This is a genomic window from Streptomyces sp. JJ36, from assembly GCF_021696945.1.
Taxonomy (GTDB): Bacteria; Actinomycetota; Actinomycetes; order Streptomycetales; family Streptomycetaceae; genus Streptomyces.
The window spans coordinates 37,345-62,719 of sequence record NZ_JACYHE010000029.1 but is presented as its reverse complement, the minus strand read 5'-3'; the positions used below and the strand labels follow the sequence as shown (position 1 = coordinate 62,719).

At 74.9% G+C, this 25,375-nt stretch carries 21 protein-coding genes; 16 read left to right on the top strand and 5 right to left on the bottom strand.

Translation table 11 applies throughout. The annotated features are described in order from the left end of the window. Positions 1-680 precede the first annotated feature (680 nt). Both HOY81_RS27385 and HOY81_RS13880 read right to left on the bottom strand, forming a co-directional pair. Positions 681-2,771, bottom strand: coding sequence for a S8 family serine peptidase (locus HOY81_RS27385; RefSeq protein WP_272892770.1), 2,091 nt, complete (start codon positions 2,769-2,771; stop codon positions 681-683). A 269-nt stretch (positions 2,772-3,040) separates the two neighbouring features. Continuing rightward, positions 3,041-4,669 carry a M28 family metallopeptidase gene (locus tag HOY81_RS13880; protein ID WP_306423475.1) on the bottom strand — a complete coding sequence of 543 codons (1,629 nt, stop codon included), beginning with the start codon at positions 4,667-4,669 and terminating at the stop codon, positions 3,041-3,043. Between the two features lie 390 nt (positions 4,670-5,059). On the opposite strand from HOY81_RS13880, the gene HOY81_RS13875 reads away from it, so the two are divergent. Continuing rightward, positions 5,060-5,857 carry a sensor domain-containing protein gene (locus HOY81_RS13875; protein WP_237320649.1) on the top strand — a complete coding sequence of 266 codons (798 nt, stop codon included), beginning with the start codon at positions 5,060-5,062 and terminating at the stop codon, positions 5,855-5,857. Between the two features lie 445 nt (positions 5,858-6,302). On the opposite strand, the gene HOY81_RS13870 is transcribed toward HOY81_RS13875, so the two are convergent. Then, positions 6,303-7,139 (bottom strand): hypothetical protein, encoded by an 837-nt coding sequence (locus HOY81_RS13870; RefSeq protein WP_237320648.1) that lies wholly within the window; start codon positions 7,137-7,139, stop codon positions 6,303-6,305. Between the two features lie 68 nt (positions 7,140-7,207). On the opposite strand from HOY81_RS13870, the gene HOY81_RS13865 reads away from it, so the two are divergent. The 6 genes from HOY81_RS13865 (at position 7,208) to HOY81_RS13840 (ending at position 13,840) form a co-directional block, all read left to right on the top strand. Beyond that, entirely contained in the window at positions 7,208-8,839 is a 1,632-nt protein-coding gene (locus HOY81_RS13865; RefSeq protein WP_237320647.1) for an ABC-F family ATP-binding cassette domain-containing protein, read from the top strand. A gap of 315 nt (positions 8,840-9,154) precedes the next feature. Next, positions 9,155-9,598 (top strand): 50S ribosomal protein L13, encoded by a 444-nt coding sequence (gene rplM / locus HOY81_RS13860; RefSeq protein ID WP_237320646.1) that lies wholly within the window; start codon positions 9,155-9,157, stop codon positions 9,596-9,598. Positions 9,599-9,640: 42 nt separating this feature from the next. Then, positions 9,641-10,159, top strand: a complete 519-nt coding sequence (gene rpsI / locus HOY81_RS13855) for a 30S ribosomal protein S9 (protein WP_237320645.1) — start codon at positions 9,641-9,643, stop codon at positions 10,157-10,159. Positions 10,160-10,439: 280 nt separating this feature from the next. Beyond that, positions 10,440-11,798 (top strand): phosphoglucosamine mutase, encoded by a 1,359-nt coding sequence (gene glmM / locus HOY81_RS13850; RefSeq protein WP_237320644.1) that lies wholly within the window; start codon positions 10,440-10,442, stop codon positions 11,796-11,798. A 225-nt stretch (positions 11,799-12,023) separates the two neighbouring features. Continuing rightward, complete coding sequence (locus tag HOY81_RS13845) at positions 12,024-13,031, top strand: ATP-binding cassette domain-containing protein (RefSeq protein ID WP_237320643.1); 1,008 nt, start codon at positions 12,024-12,026, stop codon at positions 13,029-13,031. Continuing rightward, positions 13,031-13,840: an ABC transporter permease gene (locus HOY81_RS13840; RefSeq protein ID WP_237320642.1), complete on the top strand. Its 810-nt coding sequence runs from the start codon at positions 13,031-13,033 to the stop codon at positions 13,838-13,840. The genes HOY81_RS13845 and HOY81_RS13840 overlap by 1 nt, the downstream gene beginning before the upstream one ends. 182 nt (positions 13,841-14,022) lie before the next feature. Here the strand turns inward: HOY81_RS13840 and HOY81_RS13835 are convergent, their stop codons facing one another. After that, positions 14,023-15,264, bottom strand: a complete 1,242-nt coding sequence (locus tag HOY81_RS13835; protein ID WP_237320654.1) for a PP2C family protein-serine/threonine phosphatase — start codon at positions 15,262-15,264, stop codon at positions 14,023-14,025. Between the two features lie 373 nt (positions 15,265-15,637). Here HOY81_RS13835 and HOY81_RS13830 point away from each other — a divergent pair, with 373 nt between their 5' ends. The 9 genes from HOY81_RS13830 (at position 15,638) to HOY81_RS13790 (ending at position 24,559) form a co-directional block, all read left to right on the top strand. Continuing rightward, on the top strand, positions 15,638-15,892 hold the full coding sequence (locus HOY81_RS13830; protein WP_237320641.1) for a hypothetical protein: 255 nt from the start codon (positions 15,638-15,640) through the stop codon (positions 15,890-15,892). A gap of 38 nt (positions 15,893-15,930) precedes the next feature. Beyond that, complete coding sequence (glmS, locus tag HOY81_RS13825) at positions 15,931-17,778, top strand: glutamine--fructose-6-phosphate transaminase (isomerizing) (protein WP_237320640.1); 1,848 nt, start codon at positions 15,931-15,933, stop codon at positions 17,776-17,778. Between the two features lie 13 nt (positions 17,779-17,791). Next, positions 17,792-18,160: a holo-ACP synthase gene (locus tag HOY81_RS13820; RefSeq protein WP_237320639.1), complete on the top strand. Its 369-nt coding sequence runs from the start codon at positions 17,792-17,794 to the stop codon at positions 18,158-18,160. 79 nt (positions 18,161-18,239) lie between these two features. After that, positions 18,240-19,700 carry an NAD(P)H-hydrate dehydratase gene (locus HOY81_RS13815; RefSeq protein WP_237320638.1) on the top strand — a complete coding sequence of 487 codons (1,461 nt, stop codon included), beginning with the start codon at positions 18,240-18,242 and terminating at the stop codon, positions 19,698-19,700. A gap of 180 nt (positions 19,701-19,880) precedes the next feature. Continuing rightward, on the top strand, positions 19,881-20,921 hold the full coding sequence (locus HOY81_RS27685; RefSeq protein WP_237320637.1) for a L,D-transpeptidase: 1,041 nt from the start codon (positions 19,881-19,883) through the stop codon (positions 20,919-20,921). Between the two features lie 63 nt (positions 20,922-20,984). Next, positions 20,985-22,160, top strand: coding sequence for an alanine racemase (gene alr / locus HOY81_RS13805; protein WP_237320653.1), 1,176 nt, complete (start codon positions 20,985-20,987; stop codon positions 22,158-22,160). Positions 22,161-22,164: 4 nt separating this feature from the next. After that, on the top strand, positions 22,165-23,535 hold the full coding sequence (locus HOY81_RS13800; protein ID WP_237320636.1) for an alpha/beta fold hydrolase: 1,371 nt from the start codon (positions 22,165-22,167) through the stop codon (positions 23,533-23,535). 13 nt (positions 23,536-23,548) lie between these two features. Then, positions 23,549-24,046, top strand: coding sequence for a tRNA (adenosine(37)-N6)-threonylcarbamoyltransferase complex ATPase subunit type 1 TsaE (tsaE, locus tag HOY81_RS13795; RefSeq protein WP_237320652.1), 498 nt, complete (start codon positions 23,549-23,551; stop codon positions 24,044-24,046). A gap of 318 nt (positions 24,047-24,364) precedes the next feature. Next, entirely contained in the window at positions 24,365-24,559 is a 195-nt protein-coding gene (locus HOY81_RS13790) for a hypothetical protein (RefSeq protein ID WP_237320635.1), read from the top strand. 123 nt (positions 24,560-24,682) lie between these two features. Here HOY81_RS13790 and HOY81_RS13785 read toward each other — a convergent pair whose 3' ends face one another. Continuing rightward, a complete protein-coding gene (locus tag HOY81_RS13785) occupies positions 24,683-25,261 on the bottom strand; it encodes a L,D-transpeptidase (protein ID WP_237320634.1) in 579 nt (192 codons plus the stop codon). Positions 25,262-25,375 lie beyond the last annotated feature (114 nt).

Below are 25,375 nucleotides of genomic sequence, written 5' to 3'. Positions count from 1 at the left end.
TGTAGCTCTGCCGGTAGGAGTACGTACCGGCCAGACCCTCGGTGGCCTCGGTCTCCGGAAACCGCACCGTGGACCGCAGGGGCAAGCCCATGTGGTTGCGGAGGCCGCCGTTCCGTACTTCTGGCCCTGGTTCGACCCGGCCCCGAGGCTCGCCGTCTACGAACTGGAAGACGACCGGTTCCTGGAGCGGACGAATGCTCTCGCGGGCGCGACCACCCACCTGGATTTCCCGATCCCCATCGCAATCGATCCCGCTACGCTCGTCCGGTAGTAGACGTCTGCCGGTGGGGTGCTGACGGCAACCGGACCCGCAAGCGGCGGGTGCCAGCGGCCTTCCCCGGACTCTGAGACCGCTGTTCACCTGTGAGAACGCAAGTGAGAGCGGACGCCCAGCACACGTGCTCGGTGCTCGGAGCTCGGGTGAGATTCCGGCCCCCTGGTCCTCAACTCGCCCTGTCGATTTTGTTCGCGTTCCGAGTGCAACGGTCAGTGCGTTTGTCAGCGAGGTGATCCGCCGGGACCCGGTTTCGCCACTGCACGAGAACGACGCACGGTGCGGCCGGTGGGCGGCTCCGGGCGTGGAGGGAGCCGGTCCGGTGGCCGGGACGCCGGGTGGGCGTCCCCTGACGCCGGCGGAGGTCAGCGGGCGTCAGGGGACGGCTGGGGACGGCGGCGGAGCGTCAGGAGACGTCGACCGCCGTGTCGTCGAGGACGAAGGAGGTCTGGAGCGAGACGTCCTCCTCGCCGGTGAAGCGCAGCCGGATCTCCTGGCCGGCGTACGTGCCCAGGTCGGCTGTGTGCCGGGCGTACCCGCTGTTCTCGTCCAGGTTCGAGTACGTGTCCAGGGTGTCCAGCACCTGCGAGCCGTCGGCCGTGAGGATCTCGACGCGGAAGGTGTCGTACGCCGTGGAGGAGGTGTACTCGGCGGAGTCGATGTGCAGCTGGTAGCTCAGCTCGTAGGAGGAGCAGCCCTCCGGCAGGGTGACGTTCTGCCGGAGCTGGTCGGTGCTGGTCCGGCCGTAGCCGTTGAACCAGGCGTTCCAGGAGCCGGCGTGCGGCGGCTGTCCCTGGCTGCTCCACTGACCGATGACCTGGTCGGTGACGGTCCAGCCGGTCTCACCCGACTCGAAGCCCGGGTTGGCCAGGAGCTGGCCGGGGGTGCACTCGGGCTCGGTGCCGCCGGTCACCGTCAGGGTGAAGGTGACGCTGTGTTCGGCGGAGGCGGAGCGCCCGGTGAGGGAGACCTGGTAGGTGCCGTTCGGGGTGGAGGCCGAGGTGGCGAGGGTGACCTGTGCGGACTCCCCGGCCGTCACGGAGGACGGGTCGAAGGCGGCGTCGGTGCCGGCGGGCAGCCCGGAGGCGGAGAGCGTGACGGTCTCGGCGCTGCCCGAGGTGACCTCGGTGCCCAGGGTGGCGCCGGCGCTCTCGCCGGCGGTGACCGAGGCGGAGTCCGGGGTGACGGAGAGCGCGAAGTCGTTCTCCGGGTCGGGGTCGCCGGGGGCGGGCACGCGCAGCAGCAGGTTGGGGGAGCCGCTGCCGGGGGAGCCGACGACGCCCGGGGTGGCGAGGCCGACCAGGTGGTCGCGGACCTGCTGCGGCGTCCAGGACGGGTTCGCGCCCTTCACCAGCACCGCAGCGCCGGCGACGTGCGGGGACGCCATGGAGGTGCCGCTGATGGTGTGGGTGTCGGTGTCGCTGCCGATCCAGGCCGAGGTGATGGAGCTGCCGGGGGCGAAGAGGTCCAGGCAGCTTCCGTAGTTGGAGAAGTACGAGCGGCCGTCGCTGCTGGTGGTGGCGCCGGTGGTGATTGCCTCGGGGACGCGGTTGGGGGAGCCGGAGCAGGCGTCGGAGCTGTCGTTGCCGGCCGCCACGGCGTAGGTGATGCCGGCCGCGATGGAGGACTTGACCGCGTTGTCGAGGGCGGTGGAGTTGCCGCCGCCGAGGCTCATGTTGGCGACGGAGGGGCCGGAGGCGTTCCGCGTGACCCAGTCGACGCCGTCGACCACGCCCGCCGTGGTGCCGTTGCCGTCGCAGCCGAGCACCTTGACCGCGACCAGGTCGGCCTCCTTGGCGACGCCGTGGTCGCCGCCGGCGGTGGTGCCGGCGACATGGGTGCCGTGGCCGTTGCAGTCGGTGGTGCGGCCGTCCCCGGTGGTGTTGGTGCCCCAGCGGGCGCGGCCGCCGAAGTCGGAGTGGGTGGTGCGGATGCCGGTGTCGATGATGTAGGCGGTGACGCCGCCGGAGGTGTCCGGGTAGGTGTAGCTGTCGTCGAGCGGCAGCTCGGCCTGGTCGACGCGGTCCAGGCCCCAGGACGGCGGGTTCGGCTGGGTGCCGGTGGCCTGCACCCGCTGGTCCGCCTCGACGTAGGCGACGGACGGGTCGGCCGCCAGTTCGCGGGCGGTGCGTTCGTCCGTACGGAGGGCGAAGCCGTTCAGGGCGGTGGAGTAGACGTGGGTGACCCGGCCGCCGTGCTCGTCGGTGAGCGCGTCCGCGGCGGCGGCCGGGGAGCCGGCGAGGGAGGCGGCGGAGTCGAGGACGACGAGGTAGCTGCCCGGTACGCGGTCGGCGCTGTCCAGGCCGCGGACGGTGCCCTGCGGCGGGTCGGGGTCCGGGGCGGCCTGGGCGGGGGAGCCGAGGGCCGCGGTGGCGAACAGCGCGGCCACGGAGCCGGCGATCAGCGCGCCGCGCGCGGCCGCCCGCCTCCGGGCGGGTCGTGCGGGTCCGGCGGGACCCGAGTCCCGGGAGGGTCTGCGGGAGCGTCTGCCTGTCATGGGGTGCCTCACTTCCGGCGTGGGGTGTGGGGTGGAGCCCCCCGGCGGCGCGGCTGCGGGGCCGGGGGGTGGTACGCGCGGTCGTGCGGTGGTGCGGAGCCGCGGGGGTGGTGCGGCCCCGCACCGGGGCGCCGTTCGCCCTCGGCGGGGGCGCAGGGCGCGGTGCGGTGCGCCCGGGTCCGGGTGGCGCGTCCGGCCGGGGCGTCGGTGGGACGTGCCGGACCGGCACGCCGGGAGGACGCCTCACCCCGGGGGACTCGGCGGGGGTGTCAGGGGGTGCTGTAGCCGAGCGTGTAGGAGCCGGAGCCGCTGTAGGCGTGCACGCGGTAGCGGTAGTAGCCGCTGGAGCCCTGGTAGCTGATCTCCTCGTCGGGCCCGGCGCTGGTGGAGCTGTCGACCTCGCTCCACGACCAGCCGTTCCACTTCTGGAGGTAGAGGTCGAAGTCGGTGCCGTCCGGGGCGTCCAGGCACGCCTGGTGGGTGCCGGAGGTGCCGGAGTGGTAGTAGCTGCCGTCCGGCTGGATCTCCGCGCCGCCGCTGCTCAGCGTGCCGGTGCGGGAGTTCTGCAGCCCGCCGCAGGCCGACGTGCCGTGCACGGTGAGGCGGTAGGTCGCGGTGCCGGTGGTCTCCGTGCCGGTGCCGGTGACGGTGATGTCGTACGTCCCCGAGGGCGCGCCGGCGGCGGCGTTCAGCGTGAGGGTGGCCGCGTCGCCGCTGGTCACCGTGGAGGGGGAGAACGACGCGGTGACGCCGTTCGGCAGGCCCTCCGCGGAGAGGGCGACGGCCTGCGCGGAGCCGCGGGTGGTCTGCGTCTGCACGGTGGTCTGCACGCCGGCGCCGGCGTCCACGCTGCCGGAGTCCGGCGAGACGGCGACCGAGAAGTCGTTCGCGGCCTGCGAGCCGCCGACGGTCCACATCGCGTGGGCGATGGCGTCGGCGTTCCGGTTCAGGGCGTCGTCGTCGATGTTCGAGGTGGTGTCGCAGGAGCTGTGGTAGCAGGGATCGTATGCGCGTCCTGCGGTGCCGCCCCACATGTCCGCCTCGGCCTGGGTCTTACGGCCCTCGGCGCCGGTGAAGGTACCGCCGGCGGCGATGCCGACCCGGATGAAGGGGCCGTAGTCGCTGCGGCCGTTGAAGTCCGTGCCGCGGGTGGGCACGCCGATCGAGGCGAAGTAGTCCTCCAGGACCTGCTCCAGGTGGGCGGAGCCGGCCGGGCCCGGGCCGGAGCCGGTGCCGTCGGAGTCGTCGCCGTCGTAGACGAAGTAGCCGGCGTTGGGCGAGCCGATCATGTCGAAGTTGTAGTAGCCGTCGATCCGGGACCGCTCCGTGGAGGAGAGGCTGTCGACGTAGTACTCGGAACCGACCAGGCCCAGCTCCTCGGCGCCCCACCAGGCGAACCGCAGGTGCTTGTCCGGCTGGTGGCCGGTGCGCGCCACCTCCAGCGCGACCTCCAGGATGCCGGCCGAGCCGCTGGCGTTGTCGTTGATGCCGGGACCGGAGCCGACGCTGTCCAGGTGGGCGCCGGCCATCAGCACCTGGTCCGGGTCGCCGCCCGGCCAGTCGGCTATCAGGTTGTAGCCGGTCTCGCCGAAGTACGTGAAGCTCTGCACCCGGGTCTGGAAGCCCACCGCGTCCAGCTCGCCCTGGATGTAGTCCAGGGACGCCCGGAAGCCGGGCTCGCCGTGCGCGCGGCTGCCGCCGTTCGCGTCGGCGATGCGCTGGAACTCGGTCAGGTGCGCCTTGACGTCGGCGAGTGAGATGTCCGGCGCGGCGGCCGTGGCCGCGCCGGAGCGGGCGGCGGTGGGCGCCGCGGTCGCGCTGCCGCCCGCGAGTGCGGCCCCCGCGGCGGTCAGCGCCAGGATCGCGGCCGACGCCGTCAGGCGTCTCAGTCTCCGCATCCCGTCCTCCTTCCTCCTCTCCCCTGCAAGGCCACCCGCAGGGGCGGGGACCGCGGTGGTCCCCGAGGGGAGGCTGCGCGCGCACGGCGCGCGGCGGAATTGGGGAAAACCCTTGCACGGCCCCGCCGTCCGCCCGCGTGGGGCGCGGTGACGGACGCGACATGCCCGGTGTGTGCGGGTGCGGGGGCGTATCGGTGCGGGGGAGCGCTGACGCGGGTTCGCGCGCGGCCGGAAGCCGGTGAACGCCCTGTGACGAACATGTGATCACGGAGATCCGGCTATGCCCGACATCGCCGGTTGCCCCGGGCGTCGCGAGCCGTGAACCATCACGATCCGGCGCCCCGAGGGGGCGCGTACGAGACGGGGAGCGGAGACCGGAAAGTGGGAGACATGGGCGAGAAGCTGCGGCGCACGGGTCTGTCGGCGGCCGCGGTGGCGGCGGCGCTGGCGCTGGTGGCCGGGTGCGGCGGCGATGGCGGGAAGGACGGCGCCGAGGGCGGCGGGAAGGACGCGTCCGCGCAGGAGAAGCCGGCGGCGGAGAACGCCGAGCCGCTGACCGCTGCCGAGCTGGAGAAGCGGGCGCTGAAGCAGGGGGACGTCGAGGGCCACCGCATCGAGAAGGCGACGGAGAAGGACCTCGCGGAGCAGCCGGGGGCGGTCAAGCCGGCCTCGTGCCGGCCCGTGGTGGACGCGATCGCCACGGCGGCGGCGGGTGATCCGGCCGCCACCGTGCTGCGCGACGCCCAGGAGAAGCCGGGGGGCACCCCGTCGCTGGACGAGAACACCACCGAGGAGGAGATGGACCGGGCCCTCGAGGACGCGCTCGGGGCGACGGTCGTCCGGATGGGGCTCTCCACCTACGAGGGGAAGGGCGCCCAGGGGGTGCTGGCGGAGTTCCGCGAGCAGCTCCAGGGGTGCGAGGGCACGTTCACCGTGAACGGGACCGAGCAGCGGGTGGACAGCCTCACGACGGACGCTCCGGCGCGGGGCGGGGACGAGGCGGTGACCTTCTCCATGGTCACCACCGACGAGCAGGGCAAGGAGATCCCGGGCTCGGCCTTCGCGGTGCACCGGAAGGGCAACGTGCTCGCCTTCTTCATGGCCGTCAGCTTCACCGCCGAGAAGAAGGGGGACGTGCAGGTGCCGGCCGCGCTGGTGGAGGCGCAGACGGCGAAGCTCGCCGGCTGAGCGGCGCCGCGCAGCGCGCGCTGGTGCCCGTCGCCGGGGCCGCGCTCGGGCGGGGCGGCCGGTGCTCCGGGAGCACCGGCCGTGTCACGGCGGCCACAGGATCAGCGATCCGGTGCGCCCACGTGCCGTGGATGTGGTCGCCGTCGGCGCGCAGGCGGGCGGCCGCGGGCCGTCGCACGGCCGGGCCCGTCGGTCCGCACGGGCGGACAAGGGGTCGGCGCGTCCGTTCGGTGCGCCGTGGGCCCGCGTCGAGTCCGTGCGCGGCGAGCCGTGGACGTGGTCGTGCCTGGCCGCGCCGGTCGCCGGCGCGCAGGCGGACGCGGGTCGTGGGCCGGCGGGGCGGACCGTCGGCGGGCGCGGGCGGGCCCCGATGGGCAGACCCGGGGTGCCCGGGCGAAACCGGGAAACGGGCGGCCGTACGGACGGGGCCCCGGCCGTCAGGCCGTCAGCCCGCTGCCGCGTCGGCCTCGGACTGGCGCTTGCCGCGTTCCATGAGGCGGTCGTGGCCGAAGTAGGAGCCGTCCAGGGCCGCTTGCTTGGCCTTCTCGTCGTCGTCGCCCGCGGGGGTCCCGTCGGTGTGCCCGGCGATGGTGAAGAAGGCGTACCGGCCCAGGGCGTTGACCGTCGTGCGGCAGAGCACCACGCGGCAGAAGTCGGGGACCCCGCCGCCGGGGAGGGCGGCGACGTTGGGCTCGTAGCCGGACTTGACCTCGGCGGCGGCGGCCTCGGAGCCGAAGACCGCGATGCCGAGGGTGAAGGCCAGGCCGTCCCGCTCGTAGGTGGCGCGGAAGAGCTTCTCGCAGCCGTGCTTCCTCAGCACCGGGACGAGGTCCTGCTGGGCGGCGTCGGCGCACTTCTTCGCGGTGTCGGTCTCGGCGCGCTGGTACTGCCGGCCCCGGACGGTGACCTTCTCGTCGGGGAAGAGGGTGTCCTCCCCGAGGGGGGCGGTGTCCTTCGCCGGGTCCTTGAGGTAGTCCTCCGGCGGGGCGGGCGGCCGCTCGGTGGCGAACGAGGGCTGGGGGCCGGTCGGCTCGGAGGGCAGGTCCCCGGGCGGGGGCAGCGACTCCGACGGCTTCGCCGACGGACTGGAGCCGCCGCCCTCGCTGATCACCGCGACCGCCACGATGCCGGCCACGGCGGCCGTGGCCAGTGCTCCGCCGCCCGCCAGCAGCCAGCGTCTGCGGCGGGCCCGCTTACGCTCGGCCTGCTCGGCGAGCGCGGCCCAGTCCGGAGTCGAGGAACCCCCGGGCCCCCATGCGGGACCCCCCTGCCCAAAGCTCATGGGGCGCATCTTATGCGGCCCGGAAAACCGTTGGCCCCGCACCGGCGGGCCTCGGGAGAATCCGCGGCATGGGCCATGTGGAGGCAGCGCATCTGGAGTACCACCTGCCGGACGGGAGGCCGCTCTTCGCCGACGCCTCGTTCCGGGTCGGGGAGGGCGTCTCGGCCGCGCTGGTGGGCCCGAACGGCGCCGGGAAGACGACGTTGCTGCGGCTGGTCGCGGGGGAGTTGCGGCCGGACGGCGGCACCGTGACCACCGGGGGCGGCGTCGGGGTGATGCCGCAGTTCGTCGGGTCCGTACGGGACGAGCGGACCGTCCGCGACCTGCTGGTGGCGGTGGCCCCGCGGCGCGTCCGGGAGGCCGCCCGCGCGGTGGACGACGCCGAGCTCGCGCTGCTGGCCGAGGACGGGCCGCCGGACGAGGAGGCCGCGCAGCTCCGGTACGCGCAGGCGCTCGCCGACTGGGCGGAGGTCCAGGGGTACGAGGCCGAGACGCTCTGGGACATGTGTACGACCGCGGCGCTGGGGGTGCCGTACGAGCGGGCGCGGTGGCGCGAGGTGCGCAGCCTCTCCGGCGGCGAGCAGAAGCGGCTGGTGCTGGAGGCGCTGCTGCGCGGCCCGGACGAGGTGCTGCTGCTGGACGAGCCGGACAACTATCTGGACGTGCCCGGCAAGCGGTGGCTGGAGGAGCGGCTGCGGGAGACCCGGAAGACGGTGCTCTTCGTCTCGCACGACCGGGAGCTGCTGGCTCGTGCGGCGGACCGGCTGGTCAGCGTGGAGCCGGGGCCGGCGGGCGGGGACGTCTGGGTGCACGGCGGCGGCTTCGCCACGTACCACGAGGCGCGGCGGGAGCGCTTCGCGCGCTTCGAGGAGCTGCGCCGCCGCTGGGACGAACAGCGCGCGCGGTTGAAGCGGCTGGTGCAGATGTACCAGCAGAAGGCGGCCTTCAACTCCGACATGGCCTCCCGGCTGCAGGCGGCCCGCACCCGGCTGCGGAAGTTCGAGGAGGCGGGCCCGCCGCAGCGCCCGCCGCGGGAGCAGGACATCCGGATGCGGTTGCGCGGCGGTCGTACGGGGGTGCGGGCGGTGATCTGCGAGGGGCTGGAGCTCACCGGGCTGATGGACCCGTTCGACCTGGAGGTGCACTACGGGGAGCGGGTCGCGGTGCTGGGGTCGAACGGCTCCGGGAAGTCGCACTTCCTGCGGCTGCTGGCGGGGGAGCCGGTGGCGCACGCCGGGGCGTGGCGCCTGGGGGCGCGGGTGGTGCCCGGCCACTTCGCGCAGACCCATGCCCACCCGGAGCTGGAGGGGCGCAGCCTGCGGGAGATCCTGTGGCGGGAGCACGCCAGGGACCGGGGCGCGGCGATGAGCGCGCTGCGCCGGTACGAGCTGGCGCAGCAGGCGGAGCAGCCGTTCGACCGGCTCTCCGGCGGGCAGCAGGCCCGCTTCCAGATCCTGCTGCTGGAGCTGGCCGGGGCGACGGCGCTGCTGCTGGACGAGCCCACCGACAATCTGGACCTGGAGAGCGCGGAGGCCTTGCAGGAGGGGCTGGAGCGGTTCGAGGGGACGGTGCTGGCGGTGACGCACGACCGCTGGTTCGCGCGCTCCTTCGACCGCTTCCTGGTCTTCGGCGCGGACGGGCGGGTGCGGGAGGCACCGGAACCGGTCTGGGAGGAGGGCCGGGTGGTCCGTGCCGGGTGAGCAGGGGCCGGGCGCCGGGCCGCGGCCGGCGGGGCGGGCGGGGCGTCGCCGGCCCGTACGGCGGCGGGGCCTGTTTTTGACCGCGGTCATGCGGACCGGTATTCTGCCAGTTCGTTATGTGTATCGGCTTGCTCATTCTCACGTGAGGGGCCCTTACACCGGCCCACCGGCCGAGCACCGGCATTCCGCACCCGGCCCGCGTCACCGCGTGCGGTCATGACTGCCGTGATCCGGCGGGTGGCCTTGTCAGGACCCGACTCCCGAGTCCGTGCGGCTCGGGGGACCACACTCACTGAAGAAGCGAAGGCTACGACCGTGCGTACGTACAGCCCCAAGCCCGGCGACGTCCAGCGCCAGTGGCACGTCATCGACGCGCAGGACGTCGTCCTGGGCCGTCTGGCCTCACAGGCCGCCACCCTTCTCCGGGGCAAGCACAAGCCGGTGTACGCGCCCCATGTCGACACGGGTGACTTCGTCATCATCGTCAACGCCGACAAGGTGCACCTCTCCGGCAACAAGCGGACCCAGAAGATGGCCTACCGCCACTCCGGCTACCCCGGCGGTCTCCGTTCCGTCCGCTACGACGAGCTCCTCGAGAAGAACCCGGCGAAGGCCGTCGAGAAGGCGGTCAAGGGCATGCTTCCCAAGAACACCCTGGGCCGGCAGATGCTCTCCAAGCTGAAGGTCTACGCGGGCGACCAGCACCCGCACGCCGCTCAGCAGCCGGTTCCGTTCGAGATCAGCCAGGTCGCGCAGTAAGTCCGGCCACCCCCTAAGACGAAGAGAATCCGAGGAGAACTCGTGGCCGAGACCACCCCCGAGACCCCTGTCAACGAGAGTGTCGACGAGGGCGTCCAGGAGTACACGACCGAGACCCCCGACGCCCCGGAGGAGTACACCTCCGAGTCGCTGGCCTCCCGCTTCGGCGACCCGCAGCCGGCCGCCGGCACCGGCCGCCGCAAGAACGCCATCGCCCGGGTGCGCATCATCCCGGGCAGCGGCCGCTGGAAGATCAACGGGCGCACCCTGGAGGGCTACTTCCCGAACAAGGTGCACCAGCAGGAGGTCAACGAGCCCTTCAAGGTGCTCGAGCTGGAGGAGCGCTACGACGTCGTCGCCCGCATCGCCGGCGGCGGCATCTCCGGCCAGGCCGGCGCCCTGCGCCTGGGCGTGGCCCGCGCCCTCAACGAGGCGGACGTGGACAACAACCGCGGCCCGCTGAAGAAGGCCGGCTTCCTCACCCGTGACGCCCGTGCGGTGGAGCGGAAGAAGGCCGGTCTCAAGAAGGCCCGTAAGGGCACCCAGTACAGCAAGCGCTGACGCCGCGCTTGCCGGGCGGCCGGCGCCGTCCCGGGCCCCGGCCCGGGAACCCGCCGGACCGCCGTTGGCAGCGTCGACGCCCCGGTGGCACGCACCGTGCCACCGGGGCGTTCCCCTTATCGGGGCAAGGGGACGAATCGGGGGTTTCCGCAGGCCGGCGGCACCCTCGGCGTGCCGCCGGGGCATAACGGCGGTGGGGCGCCCGGTGGCGCGTATACCTGGAAGGGCCGGGGAGGGCGCCAGCGCCCGACGGCCAGGCTCGACTCTCGGAGGAAGCACGGTGGGACGACTCTTCGGAACGGACGGGGTGCGCGGCGTCGCCAACGAGGACCTGACGGCGGAGCTGGCGCTCGGCCTGTCGGTCGCCGCGGCGCACGTGCTCGCCGAGGCGGGAACGTTCGAGGGACACCGCCCGGTGGCGGTGGTCGGGCGGGATCCGCGCGCGTCCGGGGAGTTCCTGGAGGCCGCCGTGGTGGCCGGGCTGGCCAGCGCCGGGGTGGACGTGCTCCGGGTCGGCGTGCTGCCCACGCCGGCGGTCGCCTACCTGACCGGTGCACTCGGCGCCGACCTCGGCGTGATGCTCTCCGCCAGCCACAACCCGATGCCGGACAACGGCATCAAGTTCTTCGCCCGCGGTGGGCACAAGCTCGCCGACGAGCTGGAGGACCGCATCGAGGAGCGGCACCGCGAGCACGCAGCCGGGGAGCCCTGGGACCGGCCCACCGGCGCCGGTGTCGGCCGGGTCCGGGACTACGACGAGGGCTTCGACAAGTACGTCGCCCACCTGGTCGGGGTGCTGCCCAACCGGCTCGACGGCCTCCGGGTCGTGATCGACGGCGCACACGGCGCCGCCGCCCGGGTCTCGCCCGAGGCCTTCGCCCGCGCCGGCGCCGAGGTGGTCACCATCGGCACCGAGCCCGACGGGCTCAACATCAACCACGAGTGCGGCTCCACGCATCTCGCCAAGCTGCGCGCCGCCGTCGTCGAGCACGGCGCCGACCTCGGCGTGGCGCACGACGGGGACGCGGACCGCTGTCTGGCCGTGGACGCGGCCGGGGACGAGGTGGACGGCGACCAGATCCTCGCCGTCCTCGGGATCGGCCTGAAGGAGGCCGGCGCCCTGCGGCAGAACACCGTGGTCACCACCGTGATGTCGAACCTCGGCTTCAAGCTGGCCATGCGCCGGGAGGGCATCGAGTTGCTGCAGACCGCCGTGGGCGACCGCTACGTGCTGGAGGAGATGAAGCGGGGCGGCTACTCGCTGGGCGGCGAGCAGTCCGGGCACGTCATCGTCCTGGACCACGCGACCACCGGTGACGGCACGCTGACCGGGCTGATGCTGGCGGCGCGGGTCGCGGCCACCGGACGGCCGCTGGCCGAGCTGGCCGCGGTGATGGAGCGGCTGCCGCAGGTGCTGGTCAACGTGCGGGACGTGGACAAGTCGCGGGTCGGCAGCTCCGCCGAGCTGGCCTCCGCGGTCGCCGACGCGGAGACCGAGCTGGGCGAGACCGGCCGGGTGCTGCTGCGCTCCTCGGGCACGGAGCCGGTCGTACGGGTGATGGTGGAGGCGGCCGAGCTGGAGCTCGCCCGGTCGGTGGCGGACCGGCTGGCGGACGTGGTCAAGCGCGCCCTCGGGTAGGGCGCCGCCGGGTGCGGGTGTACCTCGCCGCGGTGCCGGGTGCCGGGTGCCGCGGGGTGCCGGTGTTCCCGGACTCGGCGGCTGCGTGACCGCGGAGCCGAAGGCCCGGCAAAAAGCGGGTAAACCCGGACGACCGGGCGGAATGTCAGTGGCGTGGGTCACAGTTGTCGCAGGAGTGGACGCCGAGCCGGGCGGTCACGACCCGAGAGACTCCGAGGCCACGTCATGAGTTACGCGATCCAGGCAGAGGGCCTGGCCAAACGGTTCAAGGAGACCCAGGCGCTGGACGGCGTCGACCTGGCGGTGCGCACCGGTTCGGTGCTCGGCCTGCTGGGCCCGAACGGCGCGGGCAAGACCACCGCGGTGCGCATCTTCGCCACCCTGCTCCGGCCGGACGCGGGCCGCGCCACCGTCGTGGGTCACGACGTGGTGCGCGAGGCCGGCCGGGTGCGGTCCCTGGTCGGTCTCACCGGGCAGTACGCCGCGGTCGACGAGAACCTCACCGGCACCGAGAACCTGCTGCTCATCGGCCGGCTGCTGGGCATGCCGCGGCGGGAGGCGAGGGGCCGGGCGGCCGAGTTGCTGGAGCGCTTCCAGCTCGGTGACGCGGGCGGCCGGGCCGTGAAGACCTTCTCCGGCGGCATGCGCCGCCGGCTGGACCTGGCGGCCAGCCTGGTCGGGCGGCCGCAGATCCTCTTCCTGGACGAGCCGACCACAGGCCTGGACCCGCACAGCCGCGGGGAGCTGTGGGACATGCTGCGCGGCCTGGTCGCCGAGGGCGTCACGGCCCTGCTCACCACGCAGTACCTGGACGAGGCGGACCGGCTCGCGGACGACATCGTGGTGATCGACAAGGGCCGGGTGATCGCCGAGGGCACGCCCGACGAGCTCAAGTCGGCGGTGGGCGGCCAGGTGCTCCAGCTCCGCCCGCGGGAGGCGGCGGACCTGGGCGCGGTCGCCGTGCTGGTGGCCGAGGCGGCCGGCCCGCAGACCCAGGTCGAGGGTGAGGTGATCACCGCTCCGGTCAACGACCCGGCGGTCCTCCCCGCGGTGGTGCGGCGGCTGGACCAGGAGGGCATCGCGGTCGGCGAGCTGGCGTTGCGCCGCTCCTCGCTGGACGAGGTGTTCCTGGCCCTGACCGGCCACCGGGCGGAGCCCGAGGCGGAGCCTGCCGAGGGCCCGGAGGCGGCCGCGGTCGGCGCGGCGGAGTACTCCCGGGCGGAGAGTGCGTGATGAGTGCGACGACGCTGACCGCCCCGCTGACCAAGAGCGGCCGGGTCCGAGCGGGCGCGGGTGTCCGGCAGACGGGCACCATGGCGTGGCGGAGCCTGGTCTCGGTGAAGCACAACCCGCTGGAGCTGGTGGACTACAGCATCACGCCGATCATGTTCGTGTTCCTCTTCACGTTCGTCTTCGGCGGTCAGATGGCCGGCTCCCCGCAGGACTACCTGCAGTACGCCCTCGCGGGCATCATCGTGCAGAACACCCTCTTCATGTCGATGTACACGGCGATGTCGCTGAACAACGACCTGACGAAGGGCGTCTTCGACCGGTTGCGGAGCCTGCCCATCGCGCGCTCCGCACCGCTCTTCGGGCGGATCACCGCGGACCTGGCCAAGCAGCTCTGGGCGATGCTGCTGATGATCGCGCTCGGCTCCGCGCTGGGGTTCCGCATCACCGGCGGCCTGGACGGGTTCCTCGGCGCGGCGCTGCTGCTGATGATCTTCGCCGCGGCCGTCGCCTGGAGCGCCGTCCTGATCGGCATGCTGGCCGGGGACCCGGAGAAGGTGCAGGTCTTCGCCTTCACCCTGATCTTCCCCATCACCTTCACCAGCAGCGCGTTCGTCCGGGTGGAGACCATGCCCGGCTGGTTGCAGGCGTGGGTGGACGTCAATCCGGTCACGCATCTCTCCGACGCCTTCCGCGGGCTGCTGGTCGGCGGCGAGGTCGCCGCACCGGTGCTGTGGTCGCTGGTGTGGGCAGCCGGGATCGCGGCGGTCTTCCTGCCGCTGGCCATGCGGGCCTACCGGCGCCGCGCCTGAGCCGCGGGGTCGGCGCCGCGCCGGATGCGCGGGCCCCGGGGACGCGCCGGGCCGCCCGTCGGTCGTCGCGCCGGATACGCGGGGCGCCCGTCGCGCCGGATACGGAAGGGGGGCGTCGTACCCGGGCCGGGGTGGGCGTCCGCGCCCCGGTGCCCCGGTCGTCGCGCCCGGGCGGTCGCGCGTCAGCCGCCGGGCGCGTCCGGCCGGGGAGGCAGCCGCAGGGCCAGCAGGGCCAGGTCGTCGTGGCCGTCGCCGGGCTGTCGCTCGGCGAGCAGCCGGCACAGGTCGTCCGGCAGGAGACCGGTGTGCGCGGCGGCCAGCTCCTTCAGCGCGTCCAGCCCCCGGTCCAGCGGGTGGTCGCGGTGCTCGACCAGACCGTCGGTGAAGAGCAGCACGGTGGCGCCCGGCGGCAGCGGCAACCACTGGTCAGTGCGGGGCAGGGTGGCGTCCACGCCGAGCGGCAGCCCCGGGTCGGTCGGGGCGTAGTGCGCTTCCCCACGCGGGTCGAGCACCAGCGGCGGCGGATGTCCCGCGCTGCACCAGTGCAGCCGCCACCCGTCGTCGCCCTCCGGTTCGATCCGGGCCAGACAGGCGGTCGTCACCGGGTTCTCGGTGATGGCGTGCAGCGTCTCGTCGAGCTGGGCCAGCACTCTGCTGGGCGGGCTGCGCCGGTCGAAGAGCAGCGCCCGCAGCATGTTCCGGGTCTGCGCCATCGCCGCGGCGGCGGCGAGGTCGTGACCCACCACGTCCCCGATGACGGCCCCCAGCGTGCCGTCCGGCAGCAGCACCGCGTCGTACCAGTCGCCGCCCACCTCACCGGTAGCGCCCTCCCGCTCCGACGCGGGGCGGTAGAAGGCGGCCGCGCCGAACGGCCGCACGTCCGGCAGCCGGGGCAGCAGCAGCCGCTGGAAGTCCTCGGCCGTGTTGCGGGTCTGGCCGAAGAGGCGGGCGTTCTCGATCGCCACCCCCGCGGCGCCGGCGAGGGCGCGCACCACGGCCTCGTCGTTCTCGTCGAACGGGCGGCCGTCGGTGCGCTCGGTCAGATAGAGGTTGCCGTAGTCGCGGTCGCGCACGCTGATGCCCACCCCCAGCAGCGTCCGCATCGGCGGGTGCCCCGGCGGGAAGCCGGCCGAGTCCGGGTGCCGGGCGATGTCCGCCACCCGGAGCGGCTCCGGGTGGCGGATGAGCCGGCCCAGCAGCCCGCGGCCGTGCGGCAGCTCCACGCCCGCCAGCGCCGCCTCCTCCTCCGTGCTCAGCCCCACCGGGATGAACTCCGCCAGCGTCTCGCCGCGCTCGTCCAGCACCCCGAGCGCGCCGTAGCGGGCGCCGACCAGTTCCATCGCCGTGGTCACGATGCGCCGGAGCACGGAGGACAGGTCCAGCTCACGGCTGATCGCCAGCATCGCGTCCAGGACTCCCTGCATCCGCCGATGGGCATCACCGAGTTCCCGGAGACGGTCGGCGATCGCCTCCAGGTCGCCACCCGGCCCGTGCGCCTCGGGCACGTACCGTGCGCCCGGGGGCCGCCCCCGGGGGCCCTCCGGCCGCTCGGGCACCTCACCCACGGTGCCTCCCCGCTCATCACACTCCCGCGGTCCCGCTCGGGGCACGGGGCCACCCCCTCCATGGTGCGCCGCGCAGCCGCTCTCCGCCCGGCGGAGCGGGGCCGGACGGCGCACCGGCGGAACGAGGACTGAACGCGGACCTCCGCACATGTCGATCATGTGGGAAGGGTGTACGTGCCCCGGGGCCACCGCTTACGTTTCCTCCACGTGTCACCGCCGTATGGGGGACCCCATGAGCTCACTTCTCGCCCGGGTGCGCCGGCACCGGGACCGGGCCGCCGGACGCCCGTACGCGGCAGGCGCGCGCCCCTCGACCGCCGGCCGGGTCCACGAGGACATAGCGGCCGACCTGCCCGAAGAGGACCTGGGCGAGGATCTCGCCGAGTCCCTCGACCTCTACGTGCCCGGCAGCAAGCCGCGCTGCGAGGAAGCGGAATACCTCGATCTGCTGCAGGACGCCATAGAGCGGGCCGCCCACGAGGGGTGATGCGTGGATCCCCCGGGGCCGCGTCGTAGGCTTCGCGCATGTGCGGAATCGTGGGTTACGTGGGAGGGCGGTCCGCCCTCGAGGTGGTCATGGCCGGGCTGCGGCGTCTGGAGTACCGCGGCTACGACTCGGCCGGGGTCGCCGTGCTCGCCGACGGCGGGCTGGCCGCGGCGAAGAAGGCGGGCAAGCTCGCCAACCTGGAGAAGGAGCTGACCGAGCGGCCCCTGCCCACCGGGGCCACCGGCATCGGCCACACCCGCTGGGCCACCCACGGCGCCCCCACCGACGGCAACGCCCACCCGCACCTGGACAACGCGGGACGCGTCGCCGTGGTCCACAACGGCATCATCGAGAACTTCGCACTCCTCCGCGAGGAGCTGACCGAGCGCGGCCACACCCTGGAGTCCGAGACGGACACCGAAGTCGTCGCGCACCTGCTCGCCGAGTCCTTCTCCTCCTGCGGCGACCTGGCCGAGGCGATGCGGCAGGTGTGCCGCCGCCTGGAGGGCGCCTTCACCCTGGTGGCCGTCTCCGCGGACGACCCGGACGTGGTGGTCGGCGCCCGGCGGAACTCGCCGCTGGTCGTCGGCGTCGGGGACGGCGAGCACTTCCTCGCCTCGGACGTCTCGGCCTTCATCGCCCACACCCGGGAGGCCATCGAGCTGGGCCAGGACCAGGTCGTCGAGGTACGCCGGGACGCCGCCACGGTCACCGACTTCGAGGGCGCTCCCGCGGACGTGCGGAGGTTCCACGTGGACTGGGACGCCTCGGCCGCGGAGAAGGGCGGCTACGACTACTTCATGCTCAAGGAGATCGCCGAGCAGCCGCGGGCGGTCGCCGACACCCTGCTCGGCCGCATCGACGCCTCCGGGGCCCTGCGCCTGGACGAGGTGCGCATCCCCGACTCGGTGCTGCGGGAGATCGACAAGGTCGTGATAGTGGCCTGCGGCACCGCCTACCACGCGGGCATGATCGCCAAGTACGCCATCGAGCACTGGACCCGCGTCCCCTGCGAGACGGAGCTGGCCAGCGAGTTCCGTTACCGGGACCCGATCCTGGACCAGCGGACGCTGGTGGTGGCCGTCAGCCAGTCCGGCGAGACGATGGACACCCTGATGGCGCTGCGGCACGCCCGCGAGCAGGGCGCCAAGGTGCTGGCCATCTGCAACACCAACGGCTCCACCATCCCCCGCGAGTCCGACGCGGTGCTCTACACCCACGCCGGCCCCGAGGTCGCCGTCGCCTCCACCAAGGCCTTCCTCACCCAGCTCGTCGCCTGCTACCTGGTCGCCCTCTACCTGGGCCAGGTACGCGGCACCAAGTGGGGCGACGAGGTCGGCTCGGTGATCCGTGAGCTGTCCGGCGTCGCCACCCAGGTGGAGGAGGTGCTCACCACCATGGAGCCGGTGCGGGAGCTGGCCCGCTCCCTCGCCGGGAAGAACACCGTCCTCTTCCTCGGCCGGCACGTCGGCTACCCCGTCGCCATGGAGGGCGCGCTCAAGCTCAAGGAGCTCGCCTACATGCACGCCGAGGGCTTCGCCGCCGGCGAGCTCAAGCACGGCCCGATCGCCCTCATCGAGGACGACGTGCCGGTCGTGGTGGTGGTGCCCTCGCCGCGGGGCCGCTCGGTGCTGCACGACAAGATCGTCTCCAACATCCAGGAGATCCGGGCCCGCGGCGCCCGCACCATCGTCATCGCCGAGCAGGGCGACGAGACCGTACGCCCCTACGCGGACCACGTCATCGAGGTGCCGCCCACGCCCACGCTGCTCCAGCCCCTGGTGGCCACGGTGCCGCTGCAGGTCTTCGCCTGCGAGCTGGCCACCGCCCGCGGCAACGAGGTGGACCAGCCGCGGAACCTCGCCAAGTCCGTCACGGTGGAGTGAGGCGGCCGGTCCGGTGATCGTGGGGGTGGGGATCGACGTCGCGGAGATCGACCGGTTCGCGGCGGCGCTGGAGCGTACGCCGCAGATGGCCGAGCGGCTCTTCGTCGAGGCGGAGCTGTACCTGCCGAGCGGCGAGCGGCGCGGCGTCGCCTCGCTCGCCGCGCGGTTCGCGGCGAAGGAGGCGCTGGCGAAGGCCCTGGGCGCGCCGCGCGGGTTGCGCTGGACGGACGCGGAGGTGGTGCAGGCGGACTCCGGCCAGCCCTCCCTGGTGGTCCGCGGCACCGTGGCCGCCCGGGCGGCGGAGCTGGGCGTCTCCGGGTGGCACGTGTCGCTCAGCCATGACGCGGGCGTCGCCTCGGCAGTGGTGGTCGCCGAGCGCTGAGGGAGTCGGCACCCGTGCCGGGCGCGGGGCGAAGGGCCCTCCGGCCGCGGGGCGGACGCGGGTTCGTCACACTGGGCGCATGAGGACTGCGTACCGGGTGGAGACCGTACGGAACGCGGAGCGCGCCCTGATGGCGCGGCTCCCCGAGGGGACGCTGATGCAGCGGGCGGCCGCCGGGCTGGCCGCCGCCTGCGCCGGGATGCTGGTACGGACGTACGGGTCCCGGGTGGTGCTGCTGGCCGGCAGCGGCGACAACGGCGGGGACGCGCTCCACGCCGGGGCCCGGCTGGCCCGCCGCGGCGCCGGGGTGACCGCCGTGCTGCTCACCCCCGACCGCGCCCACCCCGGCGGGCTCGCCGCCCTGCGGGCCGCCGGCGGGCGGGCCGTCGGACCGGAGGAGGCCGGGCCCCCGCTCGCCCGCGCCCACCTGGTGCTGGACGGGATCGTCGGCATCGGCGGCACGGGCGGGCTGCGCCCCGGGGCGGCGGAGCTGGTGCGGGCGGTGGCGAACGCCGGCACGCCGGTGGTCGCGGTGGACCTGCCCAGCGGCGTCGACGCCGACACCGGCGAGGTGCGGGGTGAGGCGGTACGGGCCGCCGCGACGGTGACCTTCGGCGCCTACAAGCCGGGGCTGCTGGTCGACCCCGCGCGGGAGCACGCCGGGGCGGTGCGGCTGGTCGACATCGGGCTCGGGCCGTATCTGCCCGGTCCCGAAGAGGCCGCCGCCGAGGCCGCCCAGCACGCGGACGTCGCCGCGCTGCTGCCGCGGCCCGCAGCGGAGAGCGACAAGTACCGCCGCGGGGTCGTCGGGGTGGCCGCCGGGTCCGCGCGCTACCCGGGTGCCGCGGTGCTCGCCGTCGCCGGGGCGCTGCGCGGCGGCGCCGGGGCCGTGCGGTACGTGGGGCCGGCGGCGGACGCGGTGGTGCGGCGGTTCCCGGAGACGCTGGTGAGCGAGGCCGGGCCGGCCAAGGCGGGGCGCGTGCAGTCCTGGGTGGTCGGGCCGGGCCTCGGTGACGGCGCCGGACCTCGTGGCGCCCTGGAGGAGGTGCTGGCCTCCGAGGTGCCCGTGCTGGTCGACGCCGACGGGCTGCATCTGCTGGACCGCGCCGCGCTCCGCGGCCGTTCGCAGCCCACCCTGCTCACCCCGCACGCGGGGGAGGCGGCGGCGTTGCTGGGCGTCTCCCGCGAGGAGGTGGAGGCGGCCCGGATGAGCGCGGCCCGGCGCCTGGCCGCGGACACCGGGGCCTCGGTGCTGCTCAAGGGGTCGACGACGGTGATCGCCGGCCCGGACGGGGAGGAGCCGGTACGCGTCAATCCGACCGGTACCGGGCGCCTGGCCACGGCGGGCACCGGGGACGTGCTGTCCGGGCTGGTCGGTTCGCTGCTGGCCACGGGGCTGCCGGTACGGGAGGCCGCGTCGGCGGGGGCCTATCTGCACGGGCTGGCCGGGAGGGTGGCGGAGGAGCCGCCGTCCGCGATGGATGTCGCCGGGGCGCTCTCCCGTGCCTGGACCGACGTCGAGGCGAGCCGCCCCGGCTGAGCGGGGCGCGCCTGCGCGGCGGGCGTGCTCCGCACCACGGGGTGCGGTGCCGGCCGGAGGGGCGGCACCGGACACCCGGGCGGAGGGCGTTGCTCCCGCGGGGGGAAAAGGCCGTGCAGGGGGGTGGTCGTGGCGGGTCTCCGCGTGAGAGGGCCCGCGAACCGCGGGAGAGGTACGGGCGTGACTGCCAGAACCCCACGCCCACGCCTGGGCGCGGCGCTGCTCGCCGCCGCCACCGCCCTGCCCCTGTTCCTCGGCGGCGCCGCCACCTCCGCGGCGGCCGCCACGACCGACGACGGCCCCGGACCCGGCGGCCACGTCCCCGAGTCCCGGCTCGTCCCGGGCTTCCCGCTGCCGCCCAAGCAGCGCTACCAGCGCATCACCCCCGACCAGGGCGCCTTCCCGCCCCGCGAGGACCCGGGCCCGGCCGCGCGGCGCCCCGCGGACCCGGACGCCCCCGCACAGGGCGCCGACCGGCGGTACGGGCGCCCGGGGCCGGAGCGGCGTACGCCCGGCCCCGAGTACGCGACGCCCACCGCGCTCATCGAGTACGTACCGCCCGGTGAGGAGGTCACCGTCCCCGGCAGCGGCACGCGGCCGGCACGGCCGCCCAACCCGCGGCAGGAGCCGCGGCCGCAGTGCTCGGAGTCGACCGGGCCCTACCAGAGCTTCGTGGAGCGCCGGCTCGGCCTGGAGGTCGACGGCGTGCAGTCGCCCGCCGACTGCCGGGCGATCCAGAAGTACCAGACCCGGATCGGCATCTATCCGAACAGCGGCTTCGCGGGTCCCACCACCTGGAAGGTCATGACCCTCCGCTGGGCCCGCGCCAACCCGGACCAGCTCCGCGGCTGCCCGCGCACCAGCGGCACCGTCGCCTGTCTGGACCTGAGCCGGCAGATCATGTGGGTGCGCCACGGCGACCGGATGATCTACGAGCCGGTCCCGATCCGCAGCGGCAAGCCGGGCTACGAGACCCGCACCGGCTGGCACCGGATCACCAACCGGGTGCGGCACGAGCACTCCCGGCTGTATGACGCGCCGATGCCGTTCAGCCAGTACTTCAACGGCGGTCAGGCCATCCACGGGGTGTACGACGACATCTACACCGGGCCGGGGTCGCACGGGTGCGTCAATCTGCAGTACGAGGACGCGAAGCGCCTGTGGCACGTGCTGAGCCGCGGCGACCGGGTTTACATCTGGGGACGGAAGCCGAATCGCTAGCGGTGAGAGACTGGGCGGGTGAACCACCAGTCCTCCGCCTCGCCGCCCCCGCCGCCCGCGGCCGTGCCTCCGCCCTCCGCGGAGGCGTTCCGGGTCCGCGCCGAGATCGATCTCGGCGCGGTGCGGTCCAACGTCCGGGCCCTGCGGGCCCGCGCCCCCGGGGCGGCGCTGATGGCCGTGGTCAAGGCCGACGCCTACGGCCACGGCCTGTTGCCGTGTGCCCGTGCCGCCCGGCAGGCGGGCGCCGCCTGGCTGGGCACGGCCACCCCCGAGGAGGCGCTGGCGCTGCGTGCCGCGGGCGACCGGGGCCCGGTGCTGTGCTGGCTGTGGACGCCGGGCGGCCCGTGGCGGGAGGCCGTCGAGGCCGGGGTGGACGTGGCGGCGAGCGGCCGCTGGGCCCTGGACGAGGCGGTCGCGGGGGCGCGGGCGGCCGGGCGCACCGCCCGGGTCCAGCTCAAGGTGGACACCGGGCTGGGCAGGAACGGCTGTCCGCCCGCCGACTGGCCGGATCTGGTCGCGGCCGCCCGGGCAGCGGAGTCCGAGGGAACGGTGCGGGTCACCGGCGTCTGGTCGCACTTCGCCTGCGCGGACGAGCCGGGCCATCCGTCCATCGCCGCGCAGCTCGACGCGTTCCGGGAGGCGCTGTCCGTCGCCGGGCGGGCCGGCCTGGACCCCGAGGTGCGGCACCTGGCGAACTCCCCGGCCACCCTGACGCTGCCGGAGTCGCACTTCGACCTGGTCCGGCCGGGGGTGTCGGTGTACGGCCTCTCCCCGTCCCCCGAGGTGGGGAGCGCGGCCGAGCTGGGCCTGCGCCCCGCGATGACGTTGCGCGCCTCGCTCGCGCAGGTGAAGCGGGTACCCGGCGGGCACGGGGTGAGCTACGGGCACACCTACACCACCCCCGGCGAGACCACGCTGGCCCTGGTCCCGGCCGGGTACGCGGACGGCATCCCGCGGCACGCCTCCGGCACCGGCCCCGTGCTGGTGGCCGGGAAGCCGCGGACGGTCGCCGGGCGGGTGGCCATGGACCAGTTCGTGGTCGACCTGGGCGGCGACACGGCGGAGGCCGGCGACGAGGCCGTGCTGTTCGGCCCGGGCGACCGCGGCGAGCCGACCGCGGAGGACTGGGCCCGCGCCGTGGGCAGCATCGGATACGAGATCGTCACGCGCATCGGGGCGCGGGTGCCCCGGGTGTACGCCGGGGAGGACCCGGCCGGCGAGACACAGGGGGAGGCATGACCGGATGGGCGAGGGGACGGGCGGGTGGCTGCGCCGTGCCGGGATCGCGGGCGCTGCCCTGGGAGCCGTCGCGGGCGCCGCGGCCGCCGGCCGTGCAGCGGACCGGCTCATGGTGAACCGCACGGTGCGGCGCAGGGCGCAGCTCACCCTGGACATCGCGGGGCCCTACGGGTCACTGCGCGGCACCCCGGCCACCGTGCACGCCGAGGACGGCACCGAGCTCTACTACGAGGTGGAGGAGTTCGTCGTGGACGCGCCGGACGGGGATGCCGGGGGCTCCCGGGAGGCCCGGGAAGCCGCGGCGGCCGTCGCGGAGGGGGCGGAGGAGCCGGGCCCGCTGGGCGCCGACGGGCTCGGCGGACCGGGCGTACGGCCGGTGCGGCTGGACCCCCCGGGCGAGGACCCGCCGGAGGGCGCCCGGTCGCGGCTGCTGCGCGGCCGTGGCGCGGAGGGAGCCGGGGCGCCGCCCACGGTCGTCTTCTCGCACGGGTACTGCCTGGGTCAGGACTCCTGGCACTTCCAGCGCGCGGCACTGCGCGGCGGGGTGCGCTGCGTCTTCTGGGACCAGCGCAGCCACGGGCGGTCCGGGCGGGGGCCGGCGGGCGAGCCGGTGAGCATCGACGTCACCGGCCGGGACCTGAAGGCGGTGCTGGACGCGGCGGTGCCGGAGGGCCCGATCGTGCTGGTCGGGCACTCGATGGGCGGCATGACGATGATGGCGCTGGCCGAACGGTTCCCGGAGTTCGTGGCGGAACGGGTGGCCGGGGCGGCCTTCATCGGCACCTCCGCGGGCCGCCTGGACGAGGTGACGTACGGGCTGCCGGCCGCCGGCGTACGGGCGGTACGGCGGCTGCTGCCCGGGGCACTGCGGGCGCTGGCCGCGCAGAGCGGGCTGGTGGAGCGCGGCCGGCAGGCGACCTCGGATCTCTTCGCGACCCTGGTGCGGCGCTACTCCTTCGGCAGCCCCGGCGAGGTGGACCCCGGGGTGGCGCGGTTCGCGCAGCGGCTGATCGAGGCGGTGCCGGTGGACGTGGTCGCGGAGTTCTACCCGGCCTTCGCCGAGCACGAGAAGACGGCGGCCCTGGACGCCTTCGCCGAGCTGCCGGTGCTGGTCCTCGCCGGGGACCGGGACCAGATCACGCCGCACGCGCACAGCGAGGCCATCGCCGCGGCGCTGCCCGGCGCGGAGCTCGTGACCGTGACGGACGGCGGGCACCTGGTGATGCTGGAGCAGCCGGGGCTCGTCGACGCGCACCTCGCGGCCCTGCTGGCGCGTACCATCCGGAGCCATGGAAGCACCGCACCAGAACCACCCTCCGCAGGGCGCCGGGGCCGTCGTGGACAGGGACCGGACCGAGCACGCCGTCACGGTTGAGACGCCGGACGGGATGCGGGAGCTGGGCCGCCGGCTGGCCGGACTGCTGCGCCCCGGCGATCTCGTACTGCTGACCGGGGAGCTGGGCGCGGGCAAGACGACGCTGACCCGCGGGCTCGGGGAGGGCCTGGGGGTACGCGGCGCGGTCACCTCGCCGACCTTCGTCATCGCCCGGGTGCACCCCTCGGTCTCGGGCGGGCCGCCGCTGGTGCATGTGGACGCGTACCGGCTCGGCGGGGGGCTGGAGGAGATGGAGGACCTGGACCTGGACGTCTCGCTGCCGGAGTCGGTGGTCGCCGTGGAGTGGGGCGAGGGGAAGGTGGAGGACCTCTCCGAGGACCGGCTGCACGTGGTGATCGAGCGGCGGCTCGGCAACGGGACCGGCGCGGGCGGTACGGGCGGCGGTCCGGACGCCGGGGGGCAGACGGGTGAGGACCACGACGTGCGGCGGGTAACGGTCACCGGCGTCGGCGCCCGCTGGGCCGCGGCAGACCTGACCGCCCTGGGCTGAGCGCCCGGGCCGGGCGCGGGGCCCACGCACCGGAGGCCGGGTGCGGACGCGGGCGCCGGGCGACTGGCGTCGGGGCCCGTGCACCGGGTGTCGGGCCGCGCCCCGGGAGCCGGAGGCCGGAGAGCGGGCGCCGCGTACGCGCACCGGGCCCTGTCCGCGGCGCCGGAACGGCGGCGCTGCCCGGCCGGTCCCGGCCCGCCCGCGTTTCCGACAACGCGTCGGCAAGCGGTTGCGCGGAGGGCTACGCCCGTGGTCACATGGGGGGTACGCGAGGAGGTTAGGTCTGCCTAACTCCGTGCCCGACCCCAGGAGGAGCTCATGCCGGCCGAGGAGCGGAAGCGCCCCCGCGCGGGGCAGCAGGCGTCGCCGTCGATGAGTGAGCTGCTCGCCTCCTGCGCCGCGGCGGACGCGGTCTCCCGGCCGCCGTCGGTGCCGGAGCCCGTTCCGGCGGCGGGCCCGCCCGAGGAGCCGCACGGCGCGACCGAGCCGTCCGTGGGGCGCGACGCCGCGTAGCGGGGCAGCCCGGGTCCGCGTACGGGCCGCTCGCGGATCCCTCTTCCGGGTGATTCTTCGTCCCGTGTTCTCGGGGCGTGCCCGTCCCCCGGGGAGAGGCAGCGGCGAGGGCCGTCGGGGTCCTCAGGGCACGACCACGACCGTGGTGCCGACGTCGGCGAAGAGCCACATGGCCTCGCCGTCCGCCCGCCGCTGGCGGACGCCACCGGTGCGTTCACCCGGCTCCGGGTCGGGCCGGGAGCCGTCCAGGGCGGCGCTGAAGCCGACCGTGGTGCCGTCGACGCTCGCGAACCGCACCACGTTCTCCACCGGCACCCCGTCGGAGCCGGTCACCCGCGCGGAGCGCGAGCTCACCCGGTACTCGCCGGGCGGCGGGCTGACGGAGCTCGGCCACACCCGGTAGGTGCGGGTGACCTGTTCACCCGTGCCGACCAGCCAGACCCGCTGTGCGTCGAGGGCGTAGACCACGCGTTCCCCGTCCCCCGAGCCGGCGGGCAGCGGAGGCCTGCCGGGCCGGGCGTCGTCGGTGCCGCCGTCGCCGCCGGGGGAGGCGGAGGCGGACTTCCGGGCCTCGGGGCCGTCGTCCGGCACCCGGTCCGCGGCGGCGGACGCCTGGTAGGCGAGGAAGGCCACCGCGGCGAGCGCCGCGGCGGTCAGCCCGGCCACGAATGCTCCCGCGCTGCCACCGCTGCTGCGTGCCACGTGTGCCGCCCTTCCTCGCTCTTCCCGCCCCGCCCGACGTTAGCAGTCCGGGGGGATCTTGGTGGCGTGGCTCCCACCGGCGTCACCTGGGCGCCGTCCCGTGTCGTCCCGCGC

What these genes read in the sequence shown, in the direction of transcription:
- HOY81_RS27385 (WP_272892770.1), bottom strand. Translation starts at nt 2,771, where the DNA reads ATGACAGGCAGACGCTCCCGCAGACCCTCCCGGGACTCGGGTCCCGCC.
- HOY81_RS13880 (WP_306423475.1), bottom strand. Translation starts at nt 4,669, where the DNA reads ATGCGGAGACTGAGACGCCTGACGGCGTCGGCCGCGATCCTGGCGCTG.
- HOY81_RS13875 (WP_237320649.1), top strand. Translation starts at nt 5,060, where the DNA reads ATGGGCGAGAAGCTGCGGCGCACGGGTCTGTCGGCGGCCGCGGTGGCG.
- HOY81_RS13870 (WP_237320648.1), bottom strand. Translation starts at nt 7,139, where the DNA reads ATGAGCTTTGGGCAGGGGGGTCCCGCATGGGGGCCCGGGGGTTCCTCG.
- HOY81_RS13865 (WP_237320647.1), top strand. Translation starts at nt 7,208, where the DNA reads ATGGGCCATGTGGAGGCAGCGCATCTGGAGTACCACCTGCCGGACGGG.
- HOY81_RS13845 (WP_237320643.1), top strand. Translation starts at nt 12,024, where the DNA reads ATGAGTTACGCGATCCAGGCAGAGGGCCTGGCCAAACGGTTCAAGGAG.
- HOY81_RS13840 (WP_237320642.1), top strand. Translation starts at nt 13,031, where the DNA reads ATGAGTGCGACGACGCTGACCGCCCCGCTGACCAAGAGCGGCCGGGTC.
- HOY81_RS13835 (WP_237320654.1), bottom strand. Translation starts at nt 15,264, where the DNA reads ATGCAGGGAGTCCTGGACGCGATGCTGGCGATCAGCCGTGAGCTGGAC.
- HOY81_RS13830 (WP_237320641.1), top strand. Translation starts at nt 15,638, where the DNA reads ATGAGCTCACTTCTCGCCCGGGTGCGCCGGCACCGGGACCGGGCCGCC.
- glmS (WP_237320640.1), top strand. Translation starts at nt 15,931, where the DNA reads ATGTGCGGAATCGTGGGTTACGTGGGAGGGCGGTCCGCCCTCGAGGTG.
- HOY81_RS13815 (WP_237320638.1), top strand. Translation starts at nt 18,240, where the DNA reads ATGAGGACTGCGTACCGGGTGGAGACCGTACGGAACGCGGAGCGCGCC.
- HOY81_RS13800 (WP_237320636.1), top strand. Translation starts at nt 22,165, where the DNA reads ATGGGCGAGGGGACGGGCGGGTGGCTGCGCCGTGCCGGGATCGCGGGC.
- tsaE (WP_237320652.1), top strand. Translation starts at nt 23,549, where the DNA reads ATGCGGGAGCTGGGCCGCCGGCTGGCCGGACTGCTGCGCCCCGGCGAT.
- HOY81_RS13790 (WP_237320635.1), top strand. Translation starts at nt 24,365, where the DNA reads ATGCCGGCCGAGGAGCGGAAGCGCCCCCGCGCGGGGCAGCAGGCGTCG.